Below are 26,214 nucleotides of genomic sequence, written 5' to 3' on the forward strand. Positions count from 1 at the left end.
GACGGATGCCTCGCGGCGCGCCGCCCCGCTGCGAGACATCCGCTCATCGTGGTTCGACTACTGCAGACTGCGCCGTGAACGCCACGACGGTCGCGGGGCCGACGAACGTGCCGATGAACCCGAATCCGCGGTCGTGCGCGCGGCGGCGCAGGGGCGCACTTCGTCGCCGACCGCGATCGAGCCCGTCGACTGCGGCACCATGAGCACCCCGAACCAGGTCTTGCCGTCCCATCGGCGATGCTTCGCGAGCGTGCGGATCGGCTCTTTGCCGCGCGCGAGCGTCTCGGGGTCGATCGTCGTCATCACGCAGCGGTCGCAGACCGTCGTGATGCGGAACCGCACCTCGCCGAGGTCGACGAACGGCCACGTGTCTTCGGCGAACGGCTCGTCGCCGTCGATGACGATGTTCGGGCGGAATCGCAGCATGTCGAGGCGCGGTGTCGCCTCGTCGGTCCATGCGTCGAGCTGGGCGAGCGAAGCCTCGCTCGCGAGCAGCACGGGCCCTGCGTCGGCGAGCGTCAGCCGGTCGTCGGGCAGGCCGCCGTGCTTCGGGTTCACCGTGCGCTCGCGGGGGTCGGGCTGCCAGACGAGCCGTGCCTCGATGCCGAGTCGGGCGCGCAGCCAGGCGTCGGCCTCGACGCCTGCGGGCAGCGCGGCGCCCTGACGCGTGTGGCCGACGGGGATCGGCGCGGCATCCGTCGGGCGGTCGACGCGGAGCGGGTCACCCGCACGGCCTCCGCCGCCTGCTCCCGCGCTTCCGCGCTCGCCGAGCAGCAGCCCGCCGTCGGCGAGCAACTCGGCGGTCAACCCGAGCATCCCGTTGTGTTCGCGAGCCGTGACGGGGGCGCCGGATGCATCGACGACACCCCACCGGCGGTCGCCCGCGAGACCCCATGGCAGCACCTCGGCGGCGTCGACGTCGACACCCGCGAACGACTTGACGGGATGGATCCGGAGACGCGTCACCTGCATTCGAGCATGCTAGCGCGAGCTCACACCCACGACCGGCGCGCCGCCTCGGCGCCCAGCTGCAGCCCGGTCGTGACGCCGGCGGTCTCCATGAGTTCGGCGGCCCGCCGAGGCGGCCGCCGCGAAGAAGAAGTGATCGAGCTGGGGCTCGAGCGATCTTCGTCGCTCGGGCCTCAGCGGTTGCGGCGGCGGCGCGGCTCGTCGAGGCCGATGTGCACGCGAGTGCGCTTGCGCTCGAACACGATGAACGCGGCACCGATCGCCCAGAGCGGCAACTGGGTGAGGAATGCGACACGGAACGCCTCGAGGCTGTAGGTGTCGGGCGTGCCGGCGCCCTGTGCATCCATCGCGAGACCGATGAGCAGGATCGCGAGGAGGGCCGCGAGGAACCCGCCGACGTTGACGATGCCCGTCGCCGTGCTCAGCCGGTGGCTCGGATTGAACGTGCGGGCGTGGTCGAAGCCGATCATCGACGCCGGGCCGCCGGTGCTCAGCGCGAGTGCGAGCGCGAAGAGCAGCCACAGCGGCGACGGGCCGGGCCACAGGATGACGGCGAGCCACGCGACGACCTGGATGCCGATGATCGGCAGCACGAGCAGGCGCGAGCGCCGTGTCGGGTGCCGACTCGAGAGTGCGCCGATGACGGGGCCGACCACCATGCCCGCGACGACGTAGACGCTGAAGATGAGCGAGGCCATCGCCGGGGTGAGTCCCTCGCCGACGGTGAGGAACGGGAAGCCCCACAGGAGGATGAACGCGGTGCCCGAGAAGGGCGTCGTGAAGTGCGACCAGAACGCGAGCCTGGTGGCGGGGTGCGCCCACGACTCGGTGAACCCCTGGCGCAGGTCGGCCGACGAGGTGACGGCGTGCATCGCACCGGTCGCGGTGTCGATGCTGACGTCGGTGTCGCGACCGGGCGGTCGGTTGCGGATGACGGCGAGGGTCAGCACGCTGAACAGCACGCCGAGTCCCGCGAGGCTGCCGAAGGCGATCGTCCAGTCCGTCGCGTGCAGCAGCGCCGCCATGGGCAGGATCGCGAGCAACTGCCCGGTCTGACCCACGATGCCGGTCAGTTGCACCATGAACGGTGCCCGCTGCTCGGGGAACCAGACGGCGACCACGCGCAGCACACTCGGGAAGATCGCCGCGTCGCCCGCGCCGAGCAGCACGCGGGCGAGGATCGCCGTGCCGACGTCGGGGGCGAGCGCCATCACGAGCTGACCCGCCGCCATCACGAACATGCCGATCGTGATGATGGGACGCGCGCCGAACCGGTCGAGCAGGATGCCGACGGGGATCTGCATCGCGCCGTAGACGAAGAGCTGGATCACCGCGAACATCGAGAGCGTCGAGGCATCCGCATCGAATCGCACGGCCGCATCGACGCCCACTGCCGAGAGCGACGTGCGGTTCGTGACCGACAGCATGTATGCCGCGACCCCGACACCCCACACGAGCCAGAGGCGCCAAGGGCGCACCGGGTTGGGAACGAGCGTCACGAGGCCTTCACTCCGTCTGTTGCGACGACGAGCGGTGCGTGCCGTCGCTTCCAGCGTATCCCGACGAGCGGATGCCCCGCCGAGCGGATGACCCGCCGTGACGCGTCACGGCGGGTCATCCGGTCGACGCGCGCCCGTCAGTCGAGCAGGTGATCCAGTGCGCGGCCCATCCACGCGGCTCGAGCGCCCGCGTCGGTGATGCCCTCGAACCCGAAGCCGGCCGTCAGCGACCCCGGCGTGGCCACCACCGCGGCCTCGGGGAATCCTGCCGCCGTCGTGATGATGAAGTTGTTCGGGTTCGGCGCGCTGCCGGGCGGAGGACCGGTGACCTCCCACCCGCCGGTGTCGCCGCCCTCGAACGACGTCGTGCCCTGGCCGGTCGACACCTCGATGTCGTCGACGAACACGCCCAGGCCCTGGGTGGCCCAGTCGCTGACGTACCCGATGGACACCTCGGCCTGGCCGCCGGCGAACGCCGACAGGTCGACCGACCACTGCTGCCAGCCGCCCGAGTTGCCGGACGCCGCCGACCACGAGCCGGTGGTGCCGGTCGGGGTGCAGGTCAGGTCGGCGTTGAGCGTCTGGTAGTGGTCGAGCTGCGGGTGCAGGTCGCGCCAACCGGCCGGGCAGCTCTCGCCGGTGCTGTCTATCGTGTTCCCGTTGGTGTCGGGCAGCGTCGTCCAGTCGTCACCCCCGGCCGTACGTGCTTCGACGACCAGGTGATCCCACTCGGCCTCGGTGTCGTACGACGTCCAGAACGACATCGTGGCACCGTTCGCCGGTACATCGATCGTGTTGGTCAGGCGCTTGTACGACACGTCTCCGATCTGCGAGTAGGCGTACGCGTCGCCGGTGTGCGGCTCGAACGGGCCCCCCTCACGATCCCACCTTCCCGCGACCCAGCTCTCGAACTGCGGGTACACGGCCGGGTCGAGGATGCCGCTCGTCGTGATGAACGAGTTGCTGTGGTTCTGGTTCGCAGCGCTGTCCGCTCCGTTGAACCCCCAGTTCAGCCCGGTGAACGGGGCGTCGACTCCGAGGACGTCGAGGAGGCCCTCATCCGTGGTGCCGGCATCGTCGACGATGAGGTACGCGCCGAGCCAGTACTGCATCATGTCGTTCGTGAGGTCGCCCGACCCGCCGAGCTGACGGCAACGGACCTCCACCGCCGGATCCGCGTGGCACTGGGCGTTCGCCGCGGTCGGGTCGTACAACTGGTTGCCGGCGGCGCCCGTCGCCGTGTACTGGGTGCCGGCGTACTTGCCGGTGTAGAGCACCTTGCCGCCCTCGTTGAGGAAGTCGCGAACTTCGAGGGTGTTGTCCATCGCCAACCTGGAGGCATTGCCACCGGCCCATCCGGGTTCGCGGGTGACGATGTCGTCGCCGGTGTACCAGATGACCGCGTCGTAGTGCGAGAGCACACCCAGGGCGTCAGGCGCCGTGCGCCCGCGCGCGTCGACGTCGTAGACGTCGTAGCCCGTGCCGTTGGCGTCCAGTGCGGCCTGGTAGTAGCCGAGGTAGTTCGGCCCGCCGGCCTGTACCGGCGAGGCGCCCGTGTAGTCCTCCGCCGCCATGATCAGGACGTCGTCGGTGGATTCCTCGACCGCCCGATAGGTGAACGACTCGCTCGACTCCCCACCGCCTTCGAACCAGACCTCGACGTCGTCGCCCGGGCTGGTGCCGGTGACGAGGCCGCTCATGGTGTGGAAGTACACGCCGGTCGTGCCGCCGTAGCGGTCACCACCTGCCCATTCCTCGGTCGGGGCGGCGACCGCGGGGCCGCCGTTGATCGAGTACTTCAGCGTCACGTCGCCCAGACTGCGCTTGGCGATGACCCGCACCTCTTGCGGGTCGCCGTACGAGTAGTCGAACGTGAAGTTCACCTGGGGCAGACCGTCTTTGTAGGTGTCGTCGCTCTGCAGGTAGAAGGGCTTGGTCTCGAGGCCCAGGTGCGACACCGGGTTGGCCGGGTCGGCCGCCGAGTTCGCCACGTCGAGCGCGAAGGGCAGGGCGCGCTCGAACTCCGCCTGCACCTGCGCCTCGTCGTCGGGGAACACGAACCCGCCACCGTCGTCGCCCTCTCCGAGCTCCGGCGTCCAGGCCAGCGTGCCGCGCTGGGTGTGCGCGTAGTCCGTGGTCTCGCCGTTGGTCACGTACAGCACGTCCGACGAGAGGCCCGGCTCGAAGTCGGCGATCGCCGGGTTGTCGCGGTTGCCCGAGAGTGCGTAGTAGATCGGGTCGTCGGCGGTCGGCGTGCCGGTCTGCCAGCCCTCTGCGTACAGCAGCCACTGGCCGAAGGAGTGGTAGTTGACCTGGAACGAGAAGTGGGCACGGTCGAACAGCGACATCATCGCCTGCGTCTCGGGCTCGGATCCGGCCGACGGGCCGCGGTAGGTGTCGCTCGAGATCTGCGACGACGAACCCTCCTCGTCGTATGCGAAGTGCTCGGGGTAGTTGCGGTTGGGGTCGACGCCGTCGGCCCGCGTGATCTGACCGTCGTTGTCGTTGTCGCGCAGGTTCTTCCGCCAGAGCCGCTCGTGGTCGAACGTGTACTGGTACCCGTCGGGGTTGGCCACGAGGACGAACCACAGCTCGTTGTTCTTGAGCAGGTTCTTGGTGGCCGTGTCGTTGGCCCGCCAGCCGTCGATGAACGAGTTCAGCAGCCGCCGGTTCACCTCGGTGGAGATCCACTCCCGAGCGTGCTGGGTCGAGCTGTACAGCACTGCCGGACGCGTTCCGTCCGCCTGGCCCCTCGCGCCCTGAGTCAGCTTCAGCGCGATGATCTCGCGGCCCTGACCGGTGTGGCCGAGCACCACGAGCTTGACCAACTGCGGGTTCTGCTTGGCGAGGCGGTAGAGCTCATCGCGGATGCCGCCCTTCTCATCCCACGACCGCCAGACCTCGTACCCGGCTGCAGCCTGCTCGTCGGCCAGCTGTTTCGCCGACTTGCCGTTCTTGTTCTTCTTGACCTTGACGTCGAGACCGCGGGCCTGCAGGCCCTTCGCCTCGCTCGCGGTGAGCACCAAGTCGAGGCTCACGCCGGCATCGGTGGCCCTGCTGTCGGCCACGTCGAAGCCGCCGGCGGCGATCTCCGCCGCGTCGGCAGCGCTCACATCGGCCGTGTACATGTCGAGAGCGCCGGCATCATCGTCGGCGGCGTTCGCGCTGATCGGGCCGAGCATCGAGAACGCCAGCGCAAGCGTGGCGACGCCGAAGACGAGGCGATTGGGAGTGAAACGTCCAGCCATGACGACTCCTTCGGCCCGTCTCCGGCCAGAACGAGAGTGGCGTCGTCGTCACGGGTACCCGACATTCGTCACGTTTCTGGTGCTCACTGCGGACCCTAGGCGTTAGCCTCCTGCGGCCGGCCGCGATTGTCAAGATGCGCACGGTGGTGACGACGCGGCGCCCGATGAACGGCGACGGCCCGCCGGAACCTCGTTGAGGCCTCCGGCGGGCCGTCTGGGCGCCGCGACTAGACGTTCGCGGTGTCGGACTCCGACTCGGACTCGTCGGCCTCCGGCGTGACGACCACGCCGTCGCCCTCAGCGAGCTCCGCGTCGAGGTCGGTCGCCGCCTGCTCGAACTGCGAGTTGTAGAGCCGGTAGTACGCGCCCTTGGCGGCGATGAGCTCGTCGTGGGTGCCCTTCTCGACGATGTCGCCGTGCTCCATCACGAGGATGAGGTCGGCATCGCGGATCGTCGACAGCCGGTGCGCGATCACGAACGACGTGCGCCCCTCGCGGAGTGCCGCCATCGCATGCTGCAGCAGCACCTCGGTGCGGGTGTCGACCGAGGAGGTCGCCTCGTCGAGGATGAGCACCGACGGCTGCGCCACGAACGCGCGGGCGATCGTGATGAGCTGCTTCTCACCCGCGGAGACGTTCGACGCATCCTCGTCGAGCACGGTGTCGTACCCGTCGGGCAGCGAGTGCACGAACCGGTCGACGTACGTCGCCTTCGCCGCAGCGACGATCTCGTCGTCGGTGGCGTCGGCACGGCCGTAGCGGATGTTCTCGCGGATCGAGCCGGCGAACAGCCACGGGTCCTGCAGAACCATGCCGGTCTTCTCGCGGACGTCGTGGCGCGTGAGCTCGGCGATGTCCTGCCCGTTGAGCAGGATGCGCCCCGAGTCCAACTCGTAGAACCTCATGATGAGGTTCACGAGCGTCGTCTTGCCTGCGCCGGTCGGGCCGACGATCGCGACCGTCTGCCCGGGCTCGACCCGGAACGACAGATCCTTGATGAGCGGGCGATCGGAGTGGTACGAGAACGCGACGTGCTCGAACACGATCGTGCCGTCGCCGTCGACCGGCGCAGGGGCGTCGGCCGCATCGGCCTGCTGCTCTTCGGCGTCGAGCAGCTCGAACACGCGCTCGGCCGAGGCCGTGCCCGACTGCACCACCGCGGCCATGCCGCCCAGCTGCGACAGCGGCTGCGAGAACTGCTGCGAGTACTGGATGAACGCCTGCACGTCGCCGAGGCGCAGCGCACCGGCCGCGACCATGATGCCGCCGAGCACGGCGATGCCGACGTACTGCAGGTTTCCGACGAAGGTCATCGCGGGCATCATGATGTTCGACAGGAACTGGGCCTTGAAGGATGCCTCGTACAGCTCTTGGTTCTCGGCCTTGAACGCCTCGCGGCTCGACTCCTCGCGGCCGTACACCTTGACGAGCGCGTGACCCGAGAACGACTCCTCGACGCGGGCGTTGAGTCGGCCGACCTTGCGCCACTGGGTGCCGAAGGCCTTCTGCGACTTCGGCCCGATGATGCCGAAGATCACGCCCATGAGCGGCAGCGAGACGAGCGCCACGAGCGAGAGCTGCCACGAGATCGTGAACATCATGATGAGCACGCCGATGACGGTGAGCACGTTGGTCAGTGCGCTCGAGAGCGACTGCTGCATCGTCTGGGTGATGTTGTCGATGTCGTTCGTCACCCGCGAGATCAGCTCGCCGCGCTGCACCTTGTCGAAGTAGCTGAGCGGGAGGCGGTTGACCTTCGCCTCGACGTCTTCGCGCAACTGCCACATGGCGCGAACCATGACGACGTTCACGATGTAGCCCTGAACCCACATGAGGATGGACGACGCGATGTAGAGGAACAGCACGAGGATCACGACCCGGCTGAGCGCGACGAAGTCGATGCCCTCGCCCGGCACGAGGTTCATCGCCTGCACCATGTTGGCCTGGTCGGTCTGACCGGCGGCGTTCAACTGGTCGACGACCTGCTGCTTCGTGACGCCGGCGGGCATCTGCGCCGAGATGAATCCCTCGAAGATGAGGTTCGTCGCCTCGGCGAGCACCTTCGGCGCCCACACCGTGAGCACGACGCCGATGGCGCCGAGCAACGACGCGAAGGCGAAGCCGAAGGCGTGCGGCTTCAGCACGCCGAGCAGGCGCCCGAACGACTTGCCGAAGTTCGCGGCCTTGCCGGGCGCGACACCGCCGCTCCAGTCGTCGGCGCCGAGTCGGGCCTGTTCGGCCATCTCGAGTTCGAGCTGGTCTTCTTCTGACAATGGGGTCGGGCTGGTCATCGTGCGGCCTCCACTCCGAGCTGGGATTCGACGATCTCGCGGTACGTCTGGCACGTCTCGAGCAGTTCGTCGTGCGTGCCGATGCCGACCGCGACGCCGTCGTCGAGCACGACGATGCGGTCGGCGTCGGTGATCGTCGACACGCGCTGTGCCACGACGACCTTGGTCACGCCCGGCAGTTCGCGCCAGAGCGCCTGCCGGAGTCTCGCGTCGGTCGTCAGGTCGAGCGCCGAGAACGAGTCGTCGAAGACGAGGATGTCGGGGTTGTGCACGATCGCCCGCGCGATCGCGAGCCGTTGGCGCTGGCCGCCCGAGACGTTGGTGCCGCCCTGCGCGATCTTCGCCTCGAGCCGCCCCTCCATCTCTTCGACGAAGTCGCGGCCTTGTGCGATCTCGAGCGCGCGCCACAGTTCGTCGTCGGTGGCGTCTTCTCGGCCGAAGCGCAGGTTCGACGCGATCGTGCCGGTGAAGAGGAACGGCCGCTGCGGCACGAGTCCGATGCTCTTCCACAACAGGTCGAGGTCGGCGTCGCGCACGTCGACGCCGTTCACGAGCACGCTGCCCTCGGTCGTGTCGAACAGGCGGGGCAGCAGCGAGACGAGCGTGGTCTTGCCGGCGCCGGTCGAGCCGACGACGGCGAGCGTTTCACCGGGTTCGGCCTTGACGGTGATGCCGCTGAGCACGGGGTGCTCGGCGCCGGGGTAGGTGAAGCCGGTGCCGCGGAACTCGACCGTGCCGGGCGTCGGGAACACGGTCACCGGGTTCGTCGGCCGCTCGAGCGTCGACTTCACGTCGAGCACGGCGCCGATGCGGTCGGCCGAGACGGCAGCGCGCGGGATCATGATCGTGATGAAGCTCGCCATCATGACGCCCATCAGGATGAGCATGACGTACTGCATGAAGGCGAAGAGCACGCCGATCTCGGTGTTGCCCTCGTCGACCTCGATCGCGCCGAACCAGATGACGCCGACGAGCGTGACGTTCAGCACGAGCATGACGAGCGGGAACATCAGCACGAAGAGCGAGCCGACCTTGCGGCCGACCACCATGATGTCGGTGTTCGCCTCGCGGAAGCGCGCCTCTTCGATGTCTTCGCGCACGAAGGCGCGAACGACGCGGATGCCCGTGAGCTGCTCGCGCATGATGCGGTTCACGCCGTCGAGCTTCACCTGGTACGAGCGGAACAACGGCACCATGCGCCAGATGATGATGCCGGCCACGATCAGGAGCACCGGCACTGCGACCGCGATGATCCAGCTGAGGCCGACATCGACCGACAACGCCTTGTAGATGCCGTAGAACGCCATGATCGGTGCGGCGACGAGGAAGGTCGAGCCCATCATCGCGAGCATCTGCACCTGCTGCACGTCGTTCGTGTTGCGGGTGATGAGCGAGCCCGGCCCGAAGGTCGACACCTCGCGTTCGGAGAAGGCCGACACGCGCTCGAAGACGTCGTCGCGGATGTCGCGGCCGAGCTTCATCGCGGCCATGGCGGCGAACCACGTGGCGACGATCTGGGTGACGATCTGCAGCAGCGACATGCCGAGCATGACGGCGCCGGACTGCCAGATGACGTCGGTGTCGCCCTTGGCGACACCGTCGTCGATGATCTGCGCATTGAGCGTCGGGAGCTGGAAGTTGGCGTAGGCGGCGACGATTTGGAACGCCAGCACGCCGACGAGGAGAGGCCAGTACGGCTTCAGATATCGGAAGAGCAGTTTTGCGAGCACGGGATGGACTCCGGGATTCGATCGTGTCGGTACGGAGGGACGTTCTATTGTGCAGCGTGCCGCCGACAACCGCGTACGCGGTGGGCGAACGCCGAGATTCACGATATATCGCGTCCGGCGAGAAGACACGATATATCGTGTTCGCGCCCACCGCAAGCGCGCGCGAGAATGACGGTGGAGGTCGCGATGACGAGCACCCACGAAGTCCGGAACCAGGTACCACCGCGAGACGGGGTCGACGAGTTCGGCGCGAACGTCCCGCTCGTCGAGGCGGTCGCCAGATGGGGGCGGGATGCCGCGGCCCACGCCGCTCGCGCGCCGGCACCCGGCCCCGGCCCCGACTCCGGCCCCGACTCCGCACTCGCCGAGATCGGCGCGTTCGTCGGCTCCGCGCGGTTCCAGCGCGACGCCGAGCGGGCGAACACGCACCCGCCGGTGCTGCACGCCTTCGACCGCTGGGGCCGGCGCATCGACGAGGTCGAATACGACGACGCCTACCACCGGGTCATCGGCGCGGCCGTCGCCGCCGGCGCGCACACGGGCGCCGCCGCTGCGCCCGGCCCCGGCGCGAACGTCGATCGGGCGGCGGCCTTCCTCCTCTTCGCGCAGGTCGAGCCCGGACACGCCTGCCCGGTGTCGATGACGCACGCGGCGGTGCCGACGCTCGAGCTCGCGGCATCCGGCCTTCGAGACGAATGGATGCCCCGGCTGCTGCGCCGCTCGTACGACCCTGCCCTCTCGGTGACGAAGGCGTCGGCGCTCGTGGGCATGGCGATGACCGAGAAGCAGGGCGGATCCGACGTGCGCGCGAACACGACGCGCGCCGAGCGCCGCGCCGGATCGGGATCGAGCGGCGGCTCGCGTTCGTGGGGCGCGGAGTACGGGCTGACCGGCCACAAATGGTTCTGCAGCGCGCCCATGAGCGACGCGTTCCTCGTGCTCGCGCAGGCGCAGCACGGGCTCAGCTGCTTCTTCGTGCCGCGCGTGCTTCCCGACGGCTCGCGCAACGTGTTCCGCATCGAGCGCCTGAAGGACAAGCTCGGCAATCGGTCGAACGCGTCGAGCGAGATCGAGCTCGACGGTACGACGGGTTGGCTCATCGGTGACGAGGGGCGCGGCGTCGCGACGATCGTGCAGATGGTCACGCGCACCCGGCTCGACTGCGTGATCGGCTCGGCCGCCGGCATGCGGCAGTCGGTCGCCGAGGCGGCCTGGCACGTGCGGCACCGGCGCGCGTTCGGCGAACTGCTCGTCGATCAGCCGGCGATGGCTGCGGTCGTCGCCGACCTGGCGCTCGAGTCCGAGGCGGCGACGCTCACGGCGATGCGGCTGGCGCGCTCGTACGACAGCGATGCTGACGGCGCGGAGCAGGCGTTTCGGCGCCTGGCGACCGCGGTGTCGAAGTACTGGGTGTGCAAGCGCGGGGCAGGTCACGCCGCCGAGGCGCTCGAGTGCCTCGGCGGCAACGGGTACACCGAGGCGTTCCCGCTCGCGCGCCGCTATCGCGAGCAGCCGTTGCTCGCGATCTGGGAGGGCTCGGGAAACGTCATCGCGCTCGACGTGCTGCGCGTGCTCACGCGCGAGCCCGAGGCGTTCGAGGCGTTCTTCGCCGAGGTCGAGGAGGCGGTGGGGGAGTCGGCGGTGTTCGACCGCGCACTGCAGTCGGTGCGCGGGCTGGTGGTCGAGCTGACGGCGACGGATGCCTCGGGCGCCGCCCTGCTCGCACGTGACCTGACCGAGCGGCTGGCACTCGTGCTGCAGGGATCGCTCCTGCTGCGGTACTCGCCCGGCGGCGTCGCCGACGCCTTCGTGCGCACGCGTCTCGGCGATGAGGGCGGTCGGCAGTACGGGGTGCTGCCGCGCAGGGCGGATCTCGAGGGGATTCTCGCCCGGGCGTGAGCGTGGGCCCGGGCGTGAGCGCGGGCTACCGCGCCGCTGCGAACGTCGACTCGTAGAGCGCGCGCAGCCCCGGGCGGTCGCCGGCCGCGAACGCCGCTCGCTGTCGTGCGGCACCGGTGCCGTCGCGAAGCAGCCGGGCGACGCCGTCGCGCACGAACTCGAGATCGCCGGCCGCCTCGAGCGCCGCGCGCAGTGCGCCGATGCTGCGCCCCAGCACCTCGCCGGCGGGCCGGAGCTCGGCGAGCACGGGGTCGAACACATCGCCCTGCAGGCCGACGTGCGCCGAGTGCATGAGCGACGCGTTCAAGAGCTCGGGCCCGGGCGCCGCCTCTGCGACTGGTTGAACCGCTGCGGCCCCGCCCATCGACTCGTCGAGCACGCACGTGACGAGGGCTCGGAAGAGGGCCGCGAGCAGCACCGACGACCAGGCCTCGAGCTGCGCGTCGGCAACGCGGATCTCGATCGTCGGCAGGTGCGACGAGAGCCGGGCGTTCCACATGATGACGGCCTGGTCTTTCACCCCGCCGACGCCGATGAGCCGCTGCAGGCGCCGCTCGTAGTCGGCGCCGTCGCGGAAGACCGGTGGGCAGCCCGCCGTCGTCCAGCGGCGCTGCGCGACGTTGCGCCAGCTCTCGAACCCCGTATCGTGGCCGCGCCAGATCGGCGAGTTGCCGGTGAGCGCCGAGAAGAACGGCAGCCAGGTGCGTGTGACGTTGAGTGCGCGCACGCCGGCGTCGTGATCGGGCACGCCGACGTGCACGTGCAGACCCTGGATCTGGTGGTCGGCGATGACCCCGCCCATGTCGTCGACGATGCGCAGATATCGCGGCAGCTCGGTGACGGTCGGGAAGGAGTGCGCGTCGGGCGGCATGCCCACGCTCGCGACCGTCACTCCGAGCCGGTCCGCCTCGGCCGCGAGCGCGCGCCGGAAGCCGACGAGGGAGTCGAGGGCCGACGCCGTCGAGGTGAACACCGCAGAGGCGTGCTCGATCTGCGACGCGAGGAACTCCCGGTGCGTGATGCGCGCCCACTCCGCACGGGCCATGAGGTGGTCGAAGGCGCCCGCGGCGACATCCGACGGGCGAAGGGTTCGGGGGTCGAGGAAGACGAACTCCTCTTCGATGCCGAACGTGGACTCCGCTGTCACCGAGGCCACCTCCCCGCGCGCGATGCAGACGATCGAACTCTCCTCATCCGCGGTGCGCGTGTCAAGCCCCGAGGTCGCTCGGCCCCTCGAACGCGGGGTGCGCTCGGTGCTTCGTGCACCGGCCGATGGGTGCGCCGGCCGAAGAGTGCGCCTGGCGATGAGTGCGAGCGGCCTCAGCGAACGAGCAGGTTCGCGATGCCCGACACGATGCTCGACAGCACCGAGAGGCCGACGAGTGCTCCCGTCACGATCCACGCGGTGCGCTTGTGCTCGTCGTACCCCTCGAGCGCTCGCCCGTCGCGGTCGCGCTGGGCGCCGGTCAGCACGAGCAGCAGGTCGACGAGCACCCAGACGCCGAGCCCGCCGAGCGTGAGCAGCTTCGCGATCGCGGTGCCGATCTTGCCGAGGTAGAACCGGTCGGCGCCCCAGAACCCGAGCAGCATCGCGAACAGCCAGGTCGCGATGAACGTGCGACCCGCCGAGCGGTACGGCTCGTAGGAGAACTGCCCGGCGGCGGGCGCGGCGCCGTGGGCGGGAGGGAGCGGTGCGGTGGTCTGCTCCTGGAGGGTGTATCCGGGGGGAGCCGGCAGCGTGTAGGCCGGGAACTCGGCGGCGGCCGGCGGTGCGAACGACGTCGCCGGCGGCGCGAACGGGGAGGCCGGCGGTGCGTACGGCGCGGCTTGGCCGAGGGGCGGCTGCGGCGAGAACCCGGCGGGCCGGGCCATCGTGTACTCGTCGACGTCGTCGCCAGGATCGTCGTCGGCGGAGTGGTCGTACTGCGCGGTTGCACCGAAGGCCGGCGGAGCGCTCGGCGGTGTCGCCGCGGGCAGCGGGTTCGGCGCGACATCCGCCGGTCTCGAAGCCGTGTGGGGCGTCCAGCCGGCGCCGTCCCAATAGCGCAGCAACGCGGCATCCGACTCGTCGTCGTACCAACCGGCCTCAAGCGACACGTTCGCTCCTCTCTTTCTGCTGCATGCGAACGGCGCGCACCGAGAGCTGCACCGCCGCGATCACGATGAGGGCCGAGAACAGCCAGGTCGACACCTCGGGCGACATGAGGTGCGCGATCGCGACGCCGCCGAATGAGGCGATCGTCGCCGCGACGCCCGCGATGAGACCGGCGCGCAGATCGACCACGCCGCCGCGGGCGTTCGTGACAGTGCCGCTGATCGCGGTGGGGATCATCACCGCGAGCGAGGTGCCCTTGGCGACGAGATCGCTCATGCCGAACAGGATGATGAAGGCGGGCACCATCACGAGGCCGCCGCCGATGCCGAACAGACCGGATGCCACGCCCACGACGAACCCGAGGGCGACCATGCCGACGATGGTGGGCGCATCGAGCTCGAGCCCCGCCGCGGCGCGCTCGGGCACGTCGAGCAGCATGCGCACGGCGACGGCGACGATGAGGGCGATGAACATCCACCGCAGCCACCCGAGGGGAAGGCGCCGCAGCAGGCGAGCGCCGATCCACGAACCGATGATGCCGCCCGCGGCCACGAACAGGGCGGGGATCACGGCGACCTCGCCACTCGCGAAATAGGCGATCGAACCGACGATCGCCGTCGGCACGATCGCCGCGAGCGAGGTCGCCGAGGCGCGGCGCTGATCCATGCCGGCGAAGGTCACGAGCAACGGCACCATGACGATGCCGCCGCCGACGCCGAACGCGCCCGACAGCAGACCGCCGATCGCACCGACCACGGCCAGCCGAAGCCACGTGGCACGCCGCTTCCCGGCGGCGGTGGACGAATCGGCGGAAGTCACCCGCCTACTGTACTTGCGCGGCGAGGGCGGTTTCGGGTTCGGATGGGTGCAGTCGCTCGGGCGGATCGAGGTCGGGCCCCGCGGCATCCGTCGCCGCGTGCACGCGCTCGCCCAGCGAGGCGGCCACGAGGCCGGCTCGGCGCACGCCGCGGGCGAGCACCACGATCAGCACGCCGAGCACCGCGCCCGTCGTGTTCATGACGAGGTCGCGCGGGTCGGAGATGCGGGTCGGCTCGGGCAGTTGCACGAGCTCGATGACGACGGTGAAGGCGAGGCCGACGAGCATCGCGAGCGGCCACCGTCGGCGGGGGATGAGCAGCGCCGCCAGCACGCCGATCGGCACGAAGACGGCGACGTTGAACGCGATCTCGCTGAGGTAGCCGGTCGTCCAGGTGACGGGTGCCGTCCACGCTTCGGGGTTCAGGATGCCGCCGTCGAGCTGATGCCCGGCCGTGCGCCACGGCGCCGGACCGATCGTCGCCCACAACACCGCGGCTGCGTATGCAGCAGCGACGAGACCGAGGGGGCGGCGGTTCATGCCCTCGATTCTGCACCCATTCGCTGCGTGCCTGCTGACACCGAGCCGAATCGCGGAACTTCTCGAGAAGTTCGGCCGGATGTCTTCCCAGGTCACGATTCGGTCGCGTAGCGTGTGAACCTGAACGCCACCCGATAGGGTATGTTCACTGATTCCTCCATCAAACGGGCGCTCGCCCGTAGCTCCATCTGATTGCCCGGAGGCGGACCGATCCGCGTGGCATGACCCGATACGAGACGGCGGATGCCTGAGCGCACACCCGCCCCTCGCCCCCGCTCCGTCGGCAACCCGCCGTGCGGGGCAGCGATCGACCGTCGATCGCATCGGGCCGCACCAGCAGCCCATAGGACAGAAGGACAGCAGTATGGCAACCGGAACCGTCAAGTGGTTCAACGCCGAAAAGGGCTTCGGCTTCATCGCTCCCGACGACGGCTCGGCCGACGTCTTCGCGCACTTCAGCGCCATCTCGGGCAACGGCTACCGTTCGCTCGAAGAGGGCCAGAAGGTCGAATTCGAGGTCGCACAGGGCCCGAAGGGTCTGCAGGCCGAGAACATCCGCGGCCTGTAGGCCTCGGCAAGCACCACGCGAACGCCCCCGCAGCACAGGCTGCGGGGGCGTTCGTCATGCCGGCGCGTGGGCGCGTCCGAAAGTTTCCCAGCGCTTGCACATGCGTTGCGACTAGAGTCGAAGCATCTGCAGTGGGTTCTCTCCCACATGACACGGCTGGGAAGCCGATGACCAGTCGGGACGAAGCAACATCTCTCACGCCGAAGCACTCGGTGCGATGACGGCGACGAAGCCCCGCACCGGTTCCTCCCGCAGGTCACTGATCGCGGCGTCTCGCACGCCGGGCCGTTCGGCCCCATGCAGTGCCGCGAACCCCGTGCGACCAGCTCGCACCACGAACTTCCGGCGGCGGACGTCGCCGTCGGAACCCTGCACGGCCTCCTGAGGTCGCGCACGTCGCAGCAGCTTCGGCGGCTCGGCTTTACAGAAGGAAAAGAATATGGCTACCGGAACCGTCAAGTGGTTCAACGCCGACAAGGGCTTCGGCTTCATCGCTCCTGACGACGGCTCGGCCGACGTCTTCGCGCACTTCAGCGCGATCGCATCGGGCGGCTACCGCTCGCTCGAGGAGAACCAGAAGGTCGAATTCGAGACCGCCCGCGGCCCCAAGGGTCTGCAGGCTGAGAACATCACGGTCATTTCGTAAGTTCTCGCATCCCTTTCGATCGGGTGCCGGTGCGCTGAGCGCGCAGGCACCCGATCCACGAGCGGATGTTGCGGCAGCCGCCTCTTCGTGAGGCGTGCGCCGCGGCATCCGCTCTGTGCATTTCTGCGAAGCCCTGTGCACTTCTCGGAAGGCGACCGGGAGACCCGGGCTACTCGGTCGACCGGTTCGTCGAGGATGCCGTTTCAGCGGTTCGCTCGAGTGCGCGAATCAGCGACTGGGCGTCGTAGGGGCCGGTATGCCGGCGTCCGTTGATGAAGAGCGTCGGCACGGCGGTGATGCCCATCGCCTCGGCATCGAGCATGTCGTCGCGTACGCGCCCGGTGACGTTGGGCGAGGTGAGGTCCTCCTCGAACCGCTCGACGTCGAGTCCGAGCTCTTCCGCCAGCCGAACGATGTCCGACGGGCGCTGGTTCTCCTGATCGGCGAACAGGCCGCGCTCGAACTCGAAGAACTTGCCCTGCAGTGCTGCCGCTTCGGACGCCTCTGCGCCGGCGAGGGCGTTCGGGTGGTACTGGGTGAGGGGCGCATGTCGCCAGATGTAGCGGAGCCGGTCGCCGAGCTCGGCGTGCACCTCTTGGATCGACCCCGAGGCCTTGAGGCAGAAGCCGCACTGGAAGTCGCCGTACTCGACGATCGTGTACGGCGCATCGGCAGCGCCGAAGATGTGGTCGCGCTCGGGATCGACGGGCCGTGCGAGCGTCTGGCCCGCGTCGAGGTCCGGACGAGCGGCATCCGAGATCCTGAAGATCACGGTGGCGATGAGGAACGCGATCACCGAAGCCGCGAGCACACCGACGCGGGCAGCGTTCTGCGCCCCGGGGTCGTCGATGGCCAGGTCGACGATGAAGAGCGAGATCGTGAAGCCGATGCCGCAGAGCGCGGCTCCGCCCGCGATGCGATCGAGCGTCAGGCCCGCACCGAACTCGCCCAGGCACAGGACGCGGAGCACCGCGGTTGAGCCGAAGACGCCGACGAGCTTGCCCACGACGAGGCCGACGACGATGCCCCAGGTGAGCGGCGAGCGGGCCGCATCGGCCAGGATCTGGGGACTGACCTGCACCCCGGCGTTGGCGAGTGCGAAGAGCGGGAGGATCACGTAGGCGACGTACGGTGCGTACGCCGATTGCAGTCGTTCGTTGATGGAGATCGATTCGCGCAGGCTGTTCGCCGCCGCCCGGGCGTATTCGGTGTTCGGCGACTGCCGAAACGTGCGCGCGAGGTCGAGCGCGTGTTCGACGTCTCGCCGGTCGGGGCGGTAGACCGGCACGAGCAGCGCGATGGCGACGCCCGCGAGCGTCGGGTGCACACCCGACGCGAGGAAGGCCATCCACACGATGATCGCGAGGGTCGCATAGACCGGTCCGCGACCGCTGCGGAGATAGCGGGTGAAGTAGACGCCGGCGAGGCCGAGGGCCGCGATGACGAGCGGGAGCGGGTTGAAGTCCTCGGTGTAGACGAGGGCGATGATGCTGAGCGCACCGATGTCGTCGACGACCGCGAGGGCGAGCAGGAAGACCCTCAGCCGACCGGGAACGCGCGGGCCGATGAGGGCGAGCGCCCCGATGAGGAAGGCCGTGTCCGTCGAGATCACGATGCCCCAGGCGTGCTCCTGGCCCGACCCTGCGGCGATGAAGACGAACAACAGGGCGGGCACGACCAGCCCGGCGACCGCTGCCACCACCGGCACGATCGCGCGCGACCAGCTCGTGAGCTCTCCGATCGCGAACTCGCGTCGCACCTCGAGCCCCACGGTGAAGAAGAAGATCGCCATCAGCGCGTCGTTGACCAGGGCGTGGAGGGTGAAGTCGAGGTGGATGTCGCCGACGCCGACGCTCAGCCGGGTCTGCCAGAAGCTCTCGTACGAGCCGGTCGCGACGTTCGCCCAGATGATCGCCGCAGCTGTGGCCAGCAGGAGCAGGAGTGCGCTGACCCTGCTCTGGCCTGCGGCACGGATGTGATCGGCGACCGAACGACGCGTTCGAGACCGCGTGTCCATATCCTCCGGGTCGGGCGACCGCTCGATGATGGTCAGGTTGGTCATGGCGAGCATTCTCCTCGGCGCGGGAGAGCGCGACAAGCGCGTCGGCGGTCACCCCGCCGCCAGGACCGAAGCGTCGTCGATCACGAACGAGGTCTGGTCACTCCGCGGGTCGCTCGGCGGGCGGCTCAGCCGACCGCGCCGTCGGCCCCGAACTTCATCGTCTGCGGGTACAGCTCGGCGTTGAACAGGCTGAGCTCCTCGAGACAGGCGGCGATGTGCTCGCTCGCGTAGTGCATCTCGTCCCAGACGCCGAAGAGGGTGATGATCAACTCGCCGCCCGGCGCCGAGATCGGCACGGCGACGAGGTCGTAGTGCGGATCGTCGGAGAGCACGCAGACGCCGCGACCGGCCGCGGCGAGCGCCTGGGCGAGCACGGGCGAGGTCGTTTCGACCGACGCGGTGAACGCGAGTCCGGCCCGGGCCGCGGCCGAGTCCAGCATCTGACGCACTCCATGGGCGCGGCTCATGACGATGATCGGCTCCTGCACGAGTTCGGCGATCGGAATGCTCGGTCGATCGGCGAACGGATGACTCGCCGGCATCTGCGCCCACAGGTAGGCGTGTCCGAGCACCATCGAGCGCAGTTCGGCGGGCGGGATGCGAGTGCCCACGGCGAAGTCGGCGTCGCCTCGCTCGATCGCCGTATAGACGTGTTCGGGCATCGCCTCGATGGCATTGCCGATCACCCCGGCGGAGCCCGAGCGCACGATGAACGGGGAGATCACGTCGGCGACGGTCGTCGGTGCGGCGACGACCGTGAGATCCGACACGGTTCCGCGGGCGATCGACCGGGCCGTCGCGCTCGCCTGCGTCGCCCGCGTGAGCAGGTCTTCGGCGACCGGGAGGAATGCGCGGCCGGCTGCGGTGAGGCTGAGGCCGCGTGCGGATCGCTCGAACAGCTCGAAACCGAGATCGTGCTCGAGTCGACGGATCTGGCGGCTGAGCGACGGTTGCGCGACGTGCACCACCGTCGCAGCGCCGTGCAGCGTGCCGCTCTCGCAGACGGCGAGGAAGTAGCGCAGCAGTCGAAGATCCATCGATGCCTCCCAGGTATCGCTTTGACGGTAACTAAGTATTGGTGCGTTATGGCTCGGCGTCCATAGACTGGCCGAACTTCGCCGCAGAAGCCCGAGTGGCGGCGATCCCACGCAGCAGGAGGCACAGCCATGGCAGTCACCCGAGCGCGCACCCGTCGCGCACTTTCTCTTCTGACCGTCGGGGTCGTCGGCCTCGCCGGCCTCGCAGGATGCGCCGCCGGCGGCACTCCGCCGGCTTCCGACTCCTCGGTGCTGACCGTCGCCGCATCGGCTGCGATCACCACGTGGGATCCGGTGCGCTCCTTCTCGACCGAGGCGCTCTACCTCGGCAATGTCTACGAGCCGCTCCTGTGGAAGAACGCCGAGGGCGCCGCTGAAGAGTTCACCCCCGGCATCGCGGAATCCTGGGAGACGAGCGAAGACGGCCTCACCTGGACCTTCACGATCCGCGAGGGTGCAACGTTCCACGACGGCGAGCCGGTCGACGCCGAGGCCGTGAAGGCGAGCATCGACGCGGCCAAAGACCATGCGGGCGCCTCGTTCATCTGGGCCCCGCTCGAGTCGGTCGAAGCGACCGATGCGACGACGGTGGTCATGCACCTCGCGTACTCCGCACCCATGGACCTCGTCGCCGCGTCGACGTACGGCGCGTGGATCGTCTCGCCGAAGGCGCTCGAAGCCTCGGCCGCCGACGACCAGTACTTCGAGGCGGGCATCGATGCGGGCACCGGCCCCTACACCGTGAAGTCGTACACCCCTGGCGAGAAGGTCGTGCTCGAGGCCTACGACGAGTACTGGAACGAGGATGCGGCGCCGCATTACGACATCGTCGACATCGCGATCACGCCCGACGCCGTCACCGCACAGCAGATGCTGACCTCGGGCGAGGTCGACCTCGCCACGAGCCTGCCGCTCGAGAACATCGACACCGTGGCATCCGACCTCGGCGCTGAAGTGCGCACCGCGAACTCGCCCTTCAACTTCGTCGCCTTCTTCAACACGACCAAGGCGCCGCTCGACGACCCGAAGGTGCGTCGGGCGCTCAGCCTCGCCGTGCCGTACGACGACATCATCGAGGTCGGCGGCGCCGGGTACGGCACGCAGGCGCACGGCCCGGTGCCGAAGGGCATCTTCCCCTACTCCGAAGACGTGCCGCAGTACAGTCAGGACCTCGACGCGGCGAAGGCCCTGCTCGAAGAGGCGGGCGTCGCCGATGGGCTGACGCTGACCCTGACCTACGCATCCGAGAACTCGTCGGAGGCCCGGTTCGTGCCCCTCATCAAAGACGCCTTCGCGAAGATCGGCGTGAACCTCGAGGTGCGCGCCGAGCTGTTCAACCAGCAGTGGGAGAACGCGAAGGCCGACCCGGCCACCGCGCAGGACATCTTCGTCGTCTACTACTGGCCGACCTACAGCGACGCCGGTGCCGACAACCTCTACTCGTTGTTCCACTCGAGCGAGGCGCCGTTCTTCAACCTCAGCTACTGGAACGACCCCGAGTACGACGCCCTCATCGACGAGGCCGGCACCCTGACCGGCAGCGACCGCGAGGCCGCGCAGGCGAAGTACGAAGAGGCGATGAACCGACTCGTCGACCAGGCTCCCGGCATCTTCCTCTACGACGCGCAGGCGGTGAGCATCGCGCCGACCACCCTCGAGGTGGCGGACTTCAACGAGAACTATCCGTTCACGACGTTCTTCGCACCGATCCGCCCCGCGAGCTGAGCCTCGCAGGTCCATCCGGTCGGCCCGGTTCGCCGGGCCGACCGGCCCATTCCCCCCACCTTCAGGAGTCACCATGTTGCGCTTCGTCGCTCGTCGACTCGGCACCGCAGCGCTCGTCGTGCTCGTGCTCACCGTCGTCGTCTTCGTGCTGTCGCGCGTGATCCCGGCCGATCCGGCGGTCGTCTACGCCGGACCGAAGGCCCCGCCCGAGGAGCTCGACCGCATCCGCGAGCAGCTCGGTTTCGATCAGCCGCTCGTCGTGCAGTACTTCCAGTACCTCGGCGGTCTCGTCACCGGCGACTGGGGCAACTCGCTCGCCACCAAGCGCCCCGTGCTCGACGAGCTCGCCGCCCGACTGCCCGCAACGCTCGAACTGCTCTTCGCGGCGATGCTCATCGCCGTGGTGGTCGGCATCGTCCTCGGCGTCGTGGCGGCGAAGCGGCCGGGCAAGGCGCTCGACGGCGCCATCCGCTTCCTCGCCATCGGCGGGGTCTCGATGCCGGCCTTCTGGCTCGGCCTGCTCCTGCAGGTGCTCTTCGTCGGCCGACTCGGCTGGCTGCCGGCGACCGGCCAGTTCAGCACCCAGATCGAGTACGTCTCGCCGATCACGACCGTGACCGGGTTCCCGCTCTTCGACAGCCTGATCACGGGCAACTGGGCCGCCTACTCCGACGGTCTCGCGCACCTCGTGCTGCCGGCGATCACGCTCGCCGCGTACCCGCTCGGCCTCGTCGCCCGCATGACCCGGGCATCGATGCTCGAGGCGCTCGGCCAGGACTACGTCTTCACGGCGAGCGCCTACGGGCTCCGCGACCGGCTCATCCGGTGGAAGCTCGCCCTGAAGAACGCGATGCCGCCCACCATGACCGTCATCGGCCTCGCGGCCGCCTACGCGCTCACCGGCACCTTCTTCGTCGAAGTGGTCTTCAACTGGCCGGGGATCGGTCAGTTCGCGGCCAGCGCCATGCTCGCCGTCGACTACCCGTCGATCATGGCGATCACCCTGCTCGGTGCCGCCGGCTACCTGATCGCGAACTTCGTCGTCGATCTCATTCAGGCACGCCTCGACCCGAGAGTGAGGCTGTCATGACCGCGACGACCGCGCTGCCCGCCTTCGTGCCGATGGGCGGCAGCACCCTCGGCCGCGTGGTGAGGGTGCTGCGCACCGACCGGCTCGCCGCCCTCGGGCTCGCCCTCATCGTGCTGGTCGTCGTGCTCGCCGTCGCCGGGCCCTGGATCGCCCCGTTCCCCGCGCAGGGCTTCGGCGAGACGAGCGTGCCCGACCGCAACCTGGCGCCGAGCATGCTGCACTGGTTCGGCACCGACCAGCTCGGCCGCGACATCCTCAGTCGGGTGATCATCGGCGCGCGGCCGGCGCTCACCATCTCGCTCTTCGTCGTCGGCATCGCGGCGATCATCGGGATCCCGCTCGGCGCCATCGCGGGGTACCGGGGCGGATGGCTCGACGAAGTGCTCATGCGCGTGACCGAGGTGTTCCAGGCCTTCCCGCCGCTGCTGCTCGCCATGGTGACGGTCGCGATCCTCGGGCCGAGCCTGACGAACGCGGGGCTCGCGCTCGCGATCTGCTGGTGGCCCTGGTACGCCCGGCTCGTGCGCGCCGAGGCGAGGTCGCTGCGCGACCGGCCGTTCGTCGAAGCCGCCCGCTCGATCGGCGTGCCCGTCTGGCGGATCCTGCCGCGGCACATCCTGCGCAACTGCCTGACGCCCATCCTCGTGCAGGCGACCGTCGACATCGGCAGCGTCGTGCTCGCGGCCGGGTCGCTCGCGTTCATCGGCCTCGGCGCGCAGCCGCCCGCGCCCGACTGGGGTCTCATGGTCGCCGAGGGACGCGGGCAGATCTTCACCGCGTGGTGGATCTCGACCTTTCCCGGCCTCGCGATCTTCGTGACCGTGCTCGGCTTCAACCTGCTCGGCGATTCGCTGCGCGACTTCTTCGACCCGAAACAGGTGAAGCGATGACCGACCTGCTGCTCATCGACGATCTCGAGATCGCGTTCGCCGAACGCGGTTCACTGACGAACCGGCCGGTGCGGGGCATCACCCTGGCGGTGGCCCCCGGGGAGGTGGTCGGCATCGTCGGCGAGACGGGGTGCGGCAAGAGCCTCACCGGTCTCGCCGTGCTCGGCCTGCTGCCGAAGGGTGCCGTGCCGAGCGGCCGCATCGTGCTCGACGGCGTCGAACAGCCGCTCGACGGGCCGGGCTCGGCACGCGGCGACGCGATCTCGATCGTGTTCCAGAACCCCGGCACCGCGTTCAACCCCGTGTTCACGCTCGGCCGGCAGATGCGCGATGTCGTGACGAGGCACCGGGTGGTGCCTCGGGCGGAGGCGAAGGCGCACATCCTGCACCACCTCGAGCAGGTCGGCCTGCCCGAGCCCGAGCGCATCTTCCGCAGCTACCCGCACGAGCTCTCGGGTGGCATGCTGCAGCGAGCGATGATCGCGATGGCCCTCCTCTGCGAACCTCGGCTCCTCATCCTCGACGAGCCGACGACCGCCCTCGACGTGACGATCGCCAAGCAGATCCTCGAGCTCATCCTCTCGCTGCGAGACCGGTTCGGGTTCGGCGTGCTGCTGATCACGCACAACCTCGGCGTCGTGCGCGAAGTGTGCGACCGCATCGCCGTGCTCTACGCCGGCCGCATCGTCGAGAGCGGGCCGACCGGCGTGGTGCTCGCGGCCCCGATGCATCCGTACACGAAGGGGTTGCTCGGCGCGCTGCCGGCCCGGCACCTGCACGGCCAACCGCTCGAAGCCATCCGCGGAGCGGTGCCGGCGAACCTCCTCGACGTCGTCGGCTGCTCGTTCCGTGAGCGCTGCCCGATCGCCGTGCCGCGCTGCGCGACGATCGACCCGCGACTCGAACCGGTCGCTCCGCTGCATGAAGCCGCGTGCATCGAGGTGAGCGGGCGATGACCGCGATGCTGAAGCTCGAGAACATCGTCAAGGTCTACCGCGCGCACGGCACGGAGGTGCGCGCCGTCGACGGCGTCTCGTTCGAGGTGGAGGCCGGCACGACGTTCGGCCTGGTCGGCGAGTCCGGATCGGGCAAGAGCACGATCGCGCGCTGCGCGCTGCGGCTCATCGAACCCACCTCGGGAGCGTCGTGGATCGACGGCGAGTCGGTCACCGGCATGCCCGGGCGTGCGCTGCGCACCCTGCGCGCCCGAACCGGCATGGTGTTCCAGAACCCGGTCGCCGCGCTCAACCCGCGTCTCACGATCGAGCAGTCGATCAGCGAGCCGCTGCTGACGCACATGAAGCTTCGCGGGCGCGCGCTGAGCGAGCGATCGCGCGAGCTGCTCGACGAGGTGGGGCTCAGCCGGGCGCACGCCGAGCGGCTGCCGCATCAGCTCTCGGGCGGGCAGTGCCAACGGGTCGGCATCGCCAGGGCGCTTGCGACGAGGCCGAAGCTGCTCGTGCTCGACGAGCCCACGAGTGCGCTCGACGTGTCGGTGCAGGCGCAAGTGCTGAACCTGCTGCAGGAACTCCGTCGCGAGCACGCGCTGAGCTACCTGCTCATCTCGCACGACCTCGACGTCGTGCGGTACATGAGCGACACGGCGGGCGTCATGCGGGGCGGTCGGCTGGTCGAGGTCGGGCCCGCAGCGGAGGTGCTCGTGACCCCGGCGCACGAGTACACCCGCCGGCTCCTCGCCGCGATGCCCGAGACGCCGGGCGCCGTCGCGCTCGGCGAGACATGGTCGCCCGGCGCCGCCTCGCCCGACGCCGCGTCGCCCGACGCCGCCTCGCCCGACGCCGCGTCGCCCGACGCCGCCGCGCGAAGACCCGTCGAGCCATCCGAACCCAACGACTTCAGCGAGAACAGGATCCTGTCGTGACTTCACTGCTGCCGCAACGTATCGGCCGTGACGTGCACCGGCCGCGTGCCGCCGGCGCCCCGCTCGGCGAGCCGGATCTCGAGACCTGGCAGGATGCCCCGCACAATCGATGGGCGTTCGCCCACGTCGCCGAGTTCGTACCGACGGCCCCGATCGCACGTCGACCTTCGAACGCCGAAGAACATGACGGACCTGGCCTCAGCGCGCTGCGCGGTACGTTGCCCGAGCTCGAGCAACGTCTCGAGCAGAGCTTCACCGACGCCCTCGTCGTCGTGCGCGGTGGCGAGGTCGTGGCCGACTTCTACCGCGATGGCTTCGGGCGGGCCACGCCGCACCTGCTGATGAGCGTGTCCAAGTCGATCTGCGGACTGACCGTCGGCACCCTCGTCGACGAGGGGTTGCTCGACCCTTCGCAACGAGTCGATCACTACGTGCCCGCGCTCACCGGCAGCGCCTACGGCGACGCCACGCTGCAGCAGGTGCTCGACATGACGGTCGACGTCGACTACGACGAGGACTACCGCAACCCGGCCTCGCACGTGCAGGCGCAGGATCGTGTCGCGGGATGGCGCCCGCGTCTCGCCGGCGATCCGGTCGACACCTACGCGTTCCTGTCGACGCTGCGGGGAGGCGGGCGCCACGGTGAGCGGTTCAGCTACTGCTCGGCGGGCACTGACGTGCTCGCCTGGGTCGTCGAGAACGTGACGGGCTCCCGGTACGCCGATGCGGTCTCCGAGCGGCTCTGGTCTCGGCTCGGATGCGAGTACGACGCGAGCATCACGGTCGACCCGGGCGGGTTCGGGTTCGCGAACGGCGGCATCTCGTGCACCGCGCGCGACCTCGCCCGGGTCGGCGAGCTCATGGTCGGCGAGGGCGTGATCGACGGCCGGCGGGTGGTCTCGGCCGAGTGGGTGCGGCGCACCCTCACGGGTGGCGATGCCGCCGCGGCATCCGGCACCGTGTTCCAGCGCGTGCACCCTGGCGGCTCGTACTCGAACCAGTGGTGGCTGACCGGCGGCGAGCGCGGCGAGTACTACGCCGTCGGCATCCACGGTCAGTTCATCTGGGTCGACCCGGCACGCCGCACCGTCGTCGCGAAGTTCTCGTCGTGGCCCGAGCCGGTGACGGAGCAGTGGAATCGACTGCACGCCGCGCTCTTCCGCGACATCTGCGACGCGGTCGCCTGATCGACGAGCGGATGCCGCGGCGGTCGCCTCTTCGTGGGG

Annotated in this window: 20 protein-coding genes; 9 read left to right on the forward strand and 11 right to left on the reverse strand. The window is 69.4% G+C overall.

Translation table 11 applies throughout. The features are described from left to right. Positions 1–57: 57 nt before the first annotated feature. From ACWGST_RS06105 to ACWGST_RS06125, 5 genes are all read right to left on the reverse strand, one after another. Positions 58–972 (reverse strand): MOSC domain-containing protein, encoded by a 915-nt coding sequence (locus tag ACWGST_RS06105; RefSeq protein WP_452045767.1) that lies wholly within the window; start codon positions 970–972, stop codon positions 58–60. Positions 973–1,142: 170 nt separating this feature from the next. After that, a complete protein-coding gene (locus ACWGST_RS06110; protein ID WP_452045785.1) occupies positions 1,143–2,396 on the reverse strand; it encodes an MFS transporter in 1,254 nt (417 codons plus the stop codon). A 209-nt stretch (positions 2,397–2,605) separates the two neighbouring features. Then, a complete protein-coding gene (locus ACWGST_RS06115; RefSeq protein ID WP_452045768.1) occupies positions 2,606–5,716 on the reverse strand; it encodes a M14 family zinc carboxypeptidase in 3,111 nt (1,036 codons plus the stop codon). A gap of 227 nt (positions 5,717–5,943) precedes the next feature. Continuing rightward, the gene (locus ACWGST_RS06120; protein WP_452045769.1) at positions 5,944–8,007 is read right to left on the reverse strand and encodes an ABC transporter ATP-binding protein; all 2,064 of its coding nucleotides are present in this window, start codon (positions 8,005–8,007) and stop codon (positions 5,944–5,946) included. After that, a complete protein-coding gene (locus ACWGST_RS06125; RefSeq protein WP_452045770.1) occupies positions 8,004–9,737 on the reverse strand; it encodes an ABC transporter ATP-binding protein in 1,734 nt (577 codons plus the stop codon). Before ACWGST_RS06125 ends, ACWGST_RS06120 begins: the two co-directional genes overlap by 4 nt. A 186-nt stretch (positions 9,738–9,923) precedes the next feature. On the opposite strand from ACWGST_RS06125, the gene ACWGST_RS06130 reads away from it, so the two are divergent. Then, positions 9,924–11,636: an acyl-CoA dehydrogenase family protein gene (locus tag ACWGST_RS06130; RefSeq protein ID WP_452045771.1), complete on the forward strand. Its 1,713-nt coding sequence runs from the start codon at positions 9,924–9,926 to the stop codon at positions 11,634–11,636. A gap of 25 nt (positions 11,637–11,661) precedes the next feature. Here ACWGST_RS06130 and ACWGST_RS06135 read toward each other — a convergent pair whose 3' ends face one another. From ACWGST_RS06135 to ACWGST_RS06150, 4 genes are all read right to left on the reverse strand, one after another. After that, positions 11,662–12,783 carry a carboxylate-amine ligase gene (locus tag ACWGST_RS06135; RefSeq protein WP_452045772.1) on the reverse strand — a complete coding sequence of 374 codons (1,122 nt, stop codon included), beginning with the start codon at positions 12,781–12,783 and terminating at the stop codon, positions 11,662–11,664. A gap of 173 nt (positions 12,784–12,956) precedes the next feature. Beyond that, positions 12,957–13,733: an NINE protein gene (locus ACWGST_RS06140; RefSeq protein WP_452045773.1), complete on the reverse strand. Its 777-nt coding sequence runs from the start codon at positions 13,731–13,733 to the stop codon at positions 12,957–12,959. Beyond that, positions 13,723–14,550 (reverse strand): sulfite exporter TauE/SafE family protein, encoded by an 828-nt coding sequence (locus ACWGST_RS06145; protein WP_452045774.1) that lies wholly within the window; start codon positions 14,548–14,550, stop codon positions 13,723–13,725. The genes ACWGST_RS06140 and ACWGST_RS06145 overlap by 11 nt, the downstream gene beginning before the upstream one ends. Before the next feature lie 4 nt (positions 14,551–14,554). Continuing rightward, positions 14,555–15,088: a VanZ family protein gene (locus ACWGST_RS06150; protein ID WP_452045775.1), complete on the reverse strand. Its 534-nt coding sequence runs from the start codon at positions 15,086–15,088 to the stop codon at positions 14,555–14,557. A 364-nt stretch (positions 15,089–15,452) separates the two neighbouring features. On the opposite strand from ACWGST_RS06150, the gene ACWGST_RS06155 reads away from it, so the two are divergent. Further along, positions 15,453–15,656 carry a cold-shock protein gene (locus ACWGST_RS06155; RefSeq protein WP_022893782.1) on the forward strand — a complete coding sequence of 68 codons (204 nt, stop codon included), beginning with the start codon at positions 15,453–15,455 and terminating at the stop codon, positions 15,654–15,656. Between the two features lie 439 nt (positions 15,657–16,095). Further along, positions 16,096–16,302 (forward strand): cold-shock protein, encoded by a 207-nt coding sequence (locus ACWGST_RS06160; RefSeq protein WP_022893778.1) that lies wholly within the window; start codon positions 16,096–16,098, stop codon positions 16,300–16,302. A gap of 169 nt (positions 16,303–16,471) precedes the next feature. Here ACWGST_RS06160 and nhaA read toward each other — a convergent pair whose 3' ends face one another. After that, the gene (gene nhaA, locus ACWGST_RS06165) at positions 16,472–18,364 is read right to left on the reverse strand and encodes a Na+/H+ antiporter NhaA (protein WP_452045776.1); all 1,893 of its coding nucleotides are present in this window, start codon (positions 18,362–18,364) and stop codon (positions 16,472–16,474) included. A 125-nt stretch (positions 18,365–18,489) separates the two neighbouring features. After that, positions 18,490–19,401, reverse strand: a complete 912-nt coding sequence (locus tag ACWGST_RS06170; protein ID WP_452045777.1) for a LysR family transcriptional regulator — start codon at positions 19,399–19,401, stop codon at positions 18,490–18,492. Between the two features lie 129 nt (positions 19,402–19,530). Here ACWGST_RS06170 and ACWGST_RS06175 point away from each other — a divergent pair, with 129 nt between their 5' ends. The 6 genes from ACWGST_RS06175 (at position 19,531) to ACWGST_RS06200 (ending at position 26,175) form a co-directional block, all read left to right on the forward strand. After that, entirely contained in the window at positions 19,531–21,126 is a 1,596-nt protein-coding gene (locus ACWGST_RS06175; protein ID WP_452045778.1) for an ABC transporter substrate-binding protein, read from the forward strand. 73 nt (positions 21,127–21,199) lie between these two features. After that, a complete protein-coding gene (locus ACWGST_RS06180) occupies positions 21,200–22,216 on the forward strand; it encodes an ABC transporter permease (protein ID WP_452045779.1) in 1,017 nt (338 codons plus the stop codon). Further along, a complete protein-coding gene (locus tag ACWGST_RS06185) occupies positions 22,213–23,106 on the forward strand; it encodes an ABC transporter permease (protein ID WP_452045780.1) in 894 nt (297 codons plus the stop codon). The genes ACWGST_RS06180 and ACWGST_RS06185 overlap by 4 nt, the downstream gene beginning before the upstream one ends. Further along, a complete protein-coding gene (locus ACWGST_RS06190) occupies positions 23,103–24,062 on the forward strand; it encodes an ABC transporter ATP-binding protein (protein WP_452045781.1) in 960 nt (319 codons plus the stop codon). The genes ACWGST_RS06185 and ACWGST_RS06190 overlap by 4 nt, the downstream gene beginning before the upstream one ends. Further along, positions 24,059–24,988: an ATP-binding cassette domain-containing protein gene (locus ACWGST_RS06195; protein WP_452045782.1), complete on the forward strand. Its 930-nt coding sequence runs from the start codon at positions 24,059–24,061 to the stop codon at positions 24,986–24,988. Before ACWGST_RS06190 ends, ACWGST_RS06195 begins: the two co-directional genes overlap by 4 nt. Further along, positions 24,985–26,175, forward strand: coding sequence for a serine hydrolase domain-containing protein (locus ACWGST_RS06200; RefSeq protein WP_452045783.1), 1,191 nt, complete (start codon positions 24,985–24,987; stop codon positions 26,173–26,175). Before ACWGST_RS06195 ends, ACWGST_RS06200 begins: the two co-directional genes overlap by 4 nt. Positions 26,176–26,214 lie beyond the last annotated feature (39 nt).

The organism is Agromyces sp. NPDC055520, assembly GCF_053619715.1.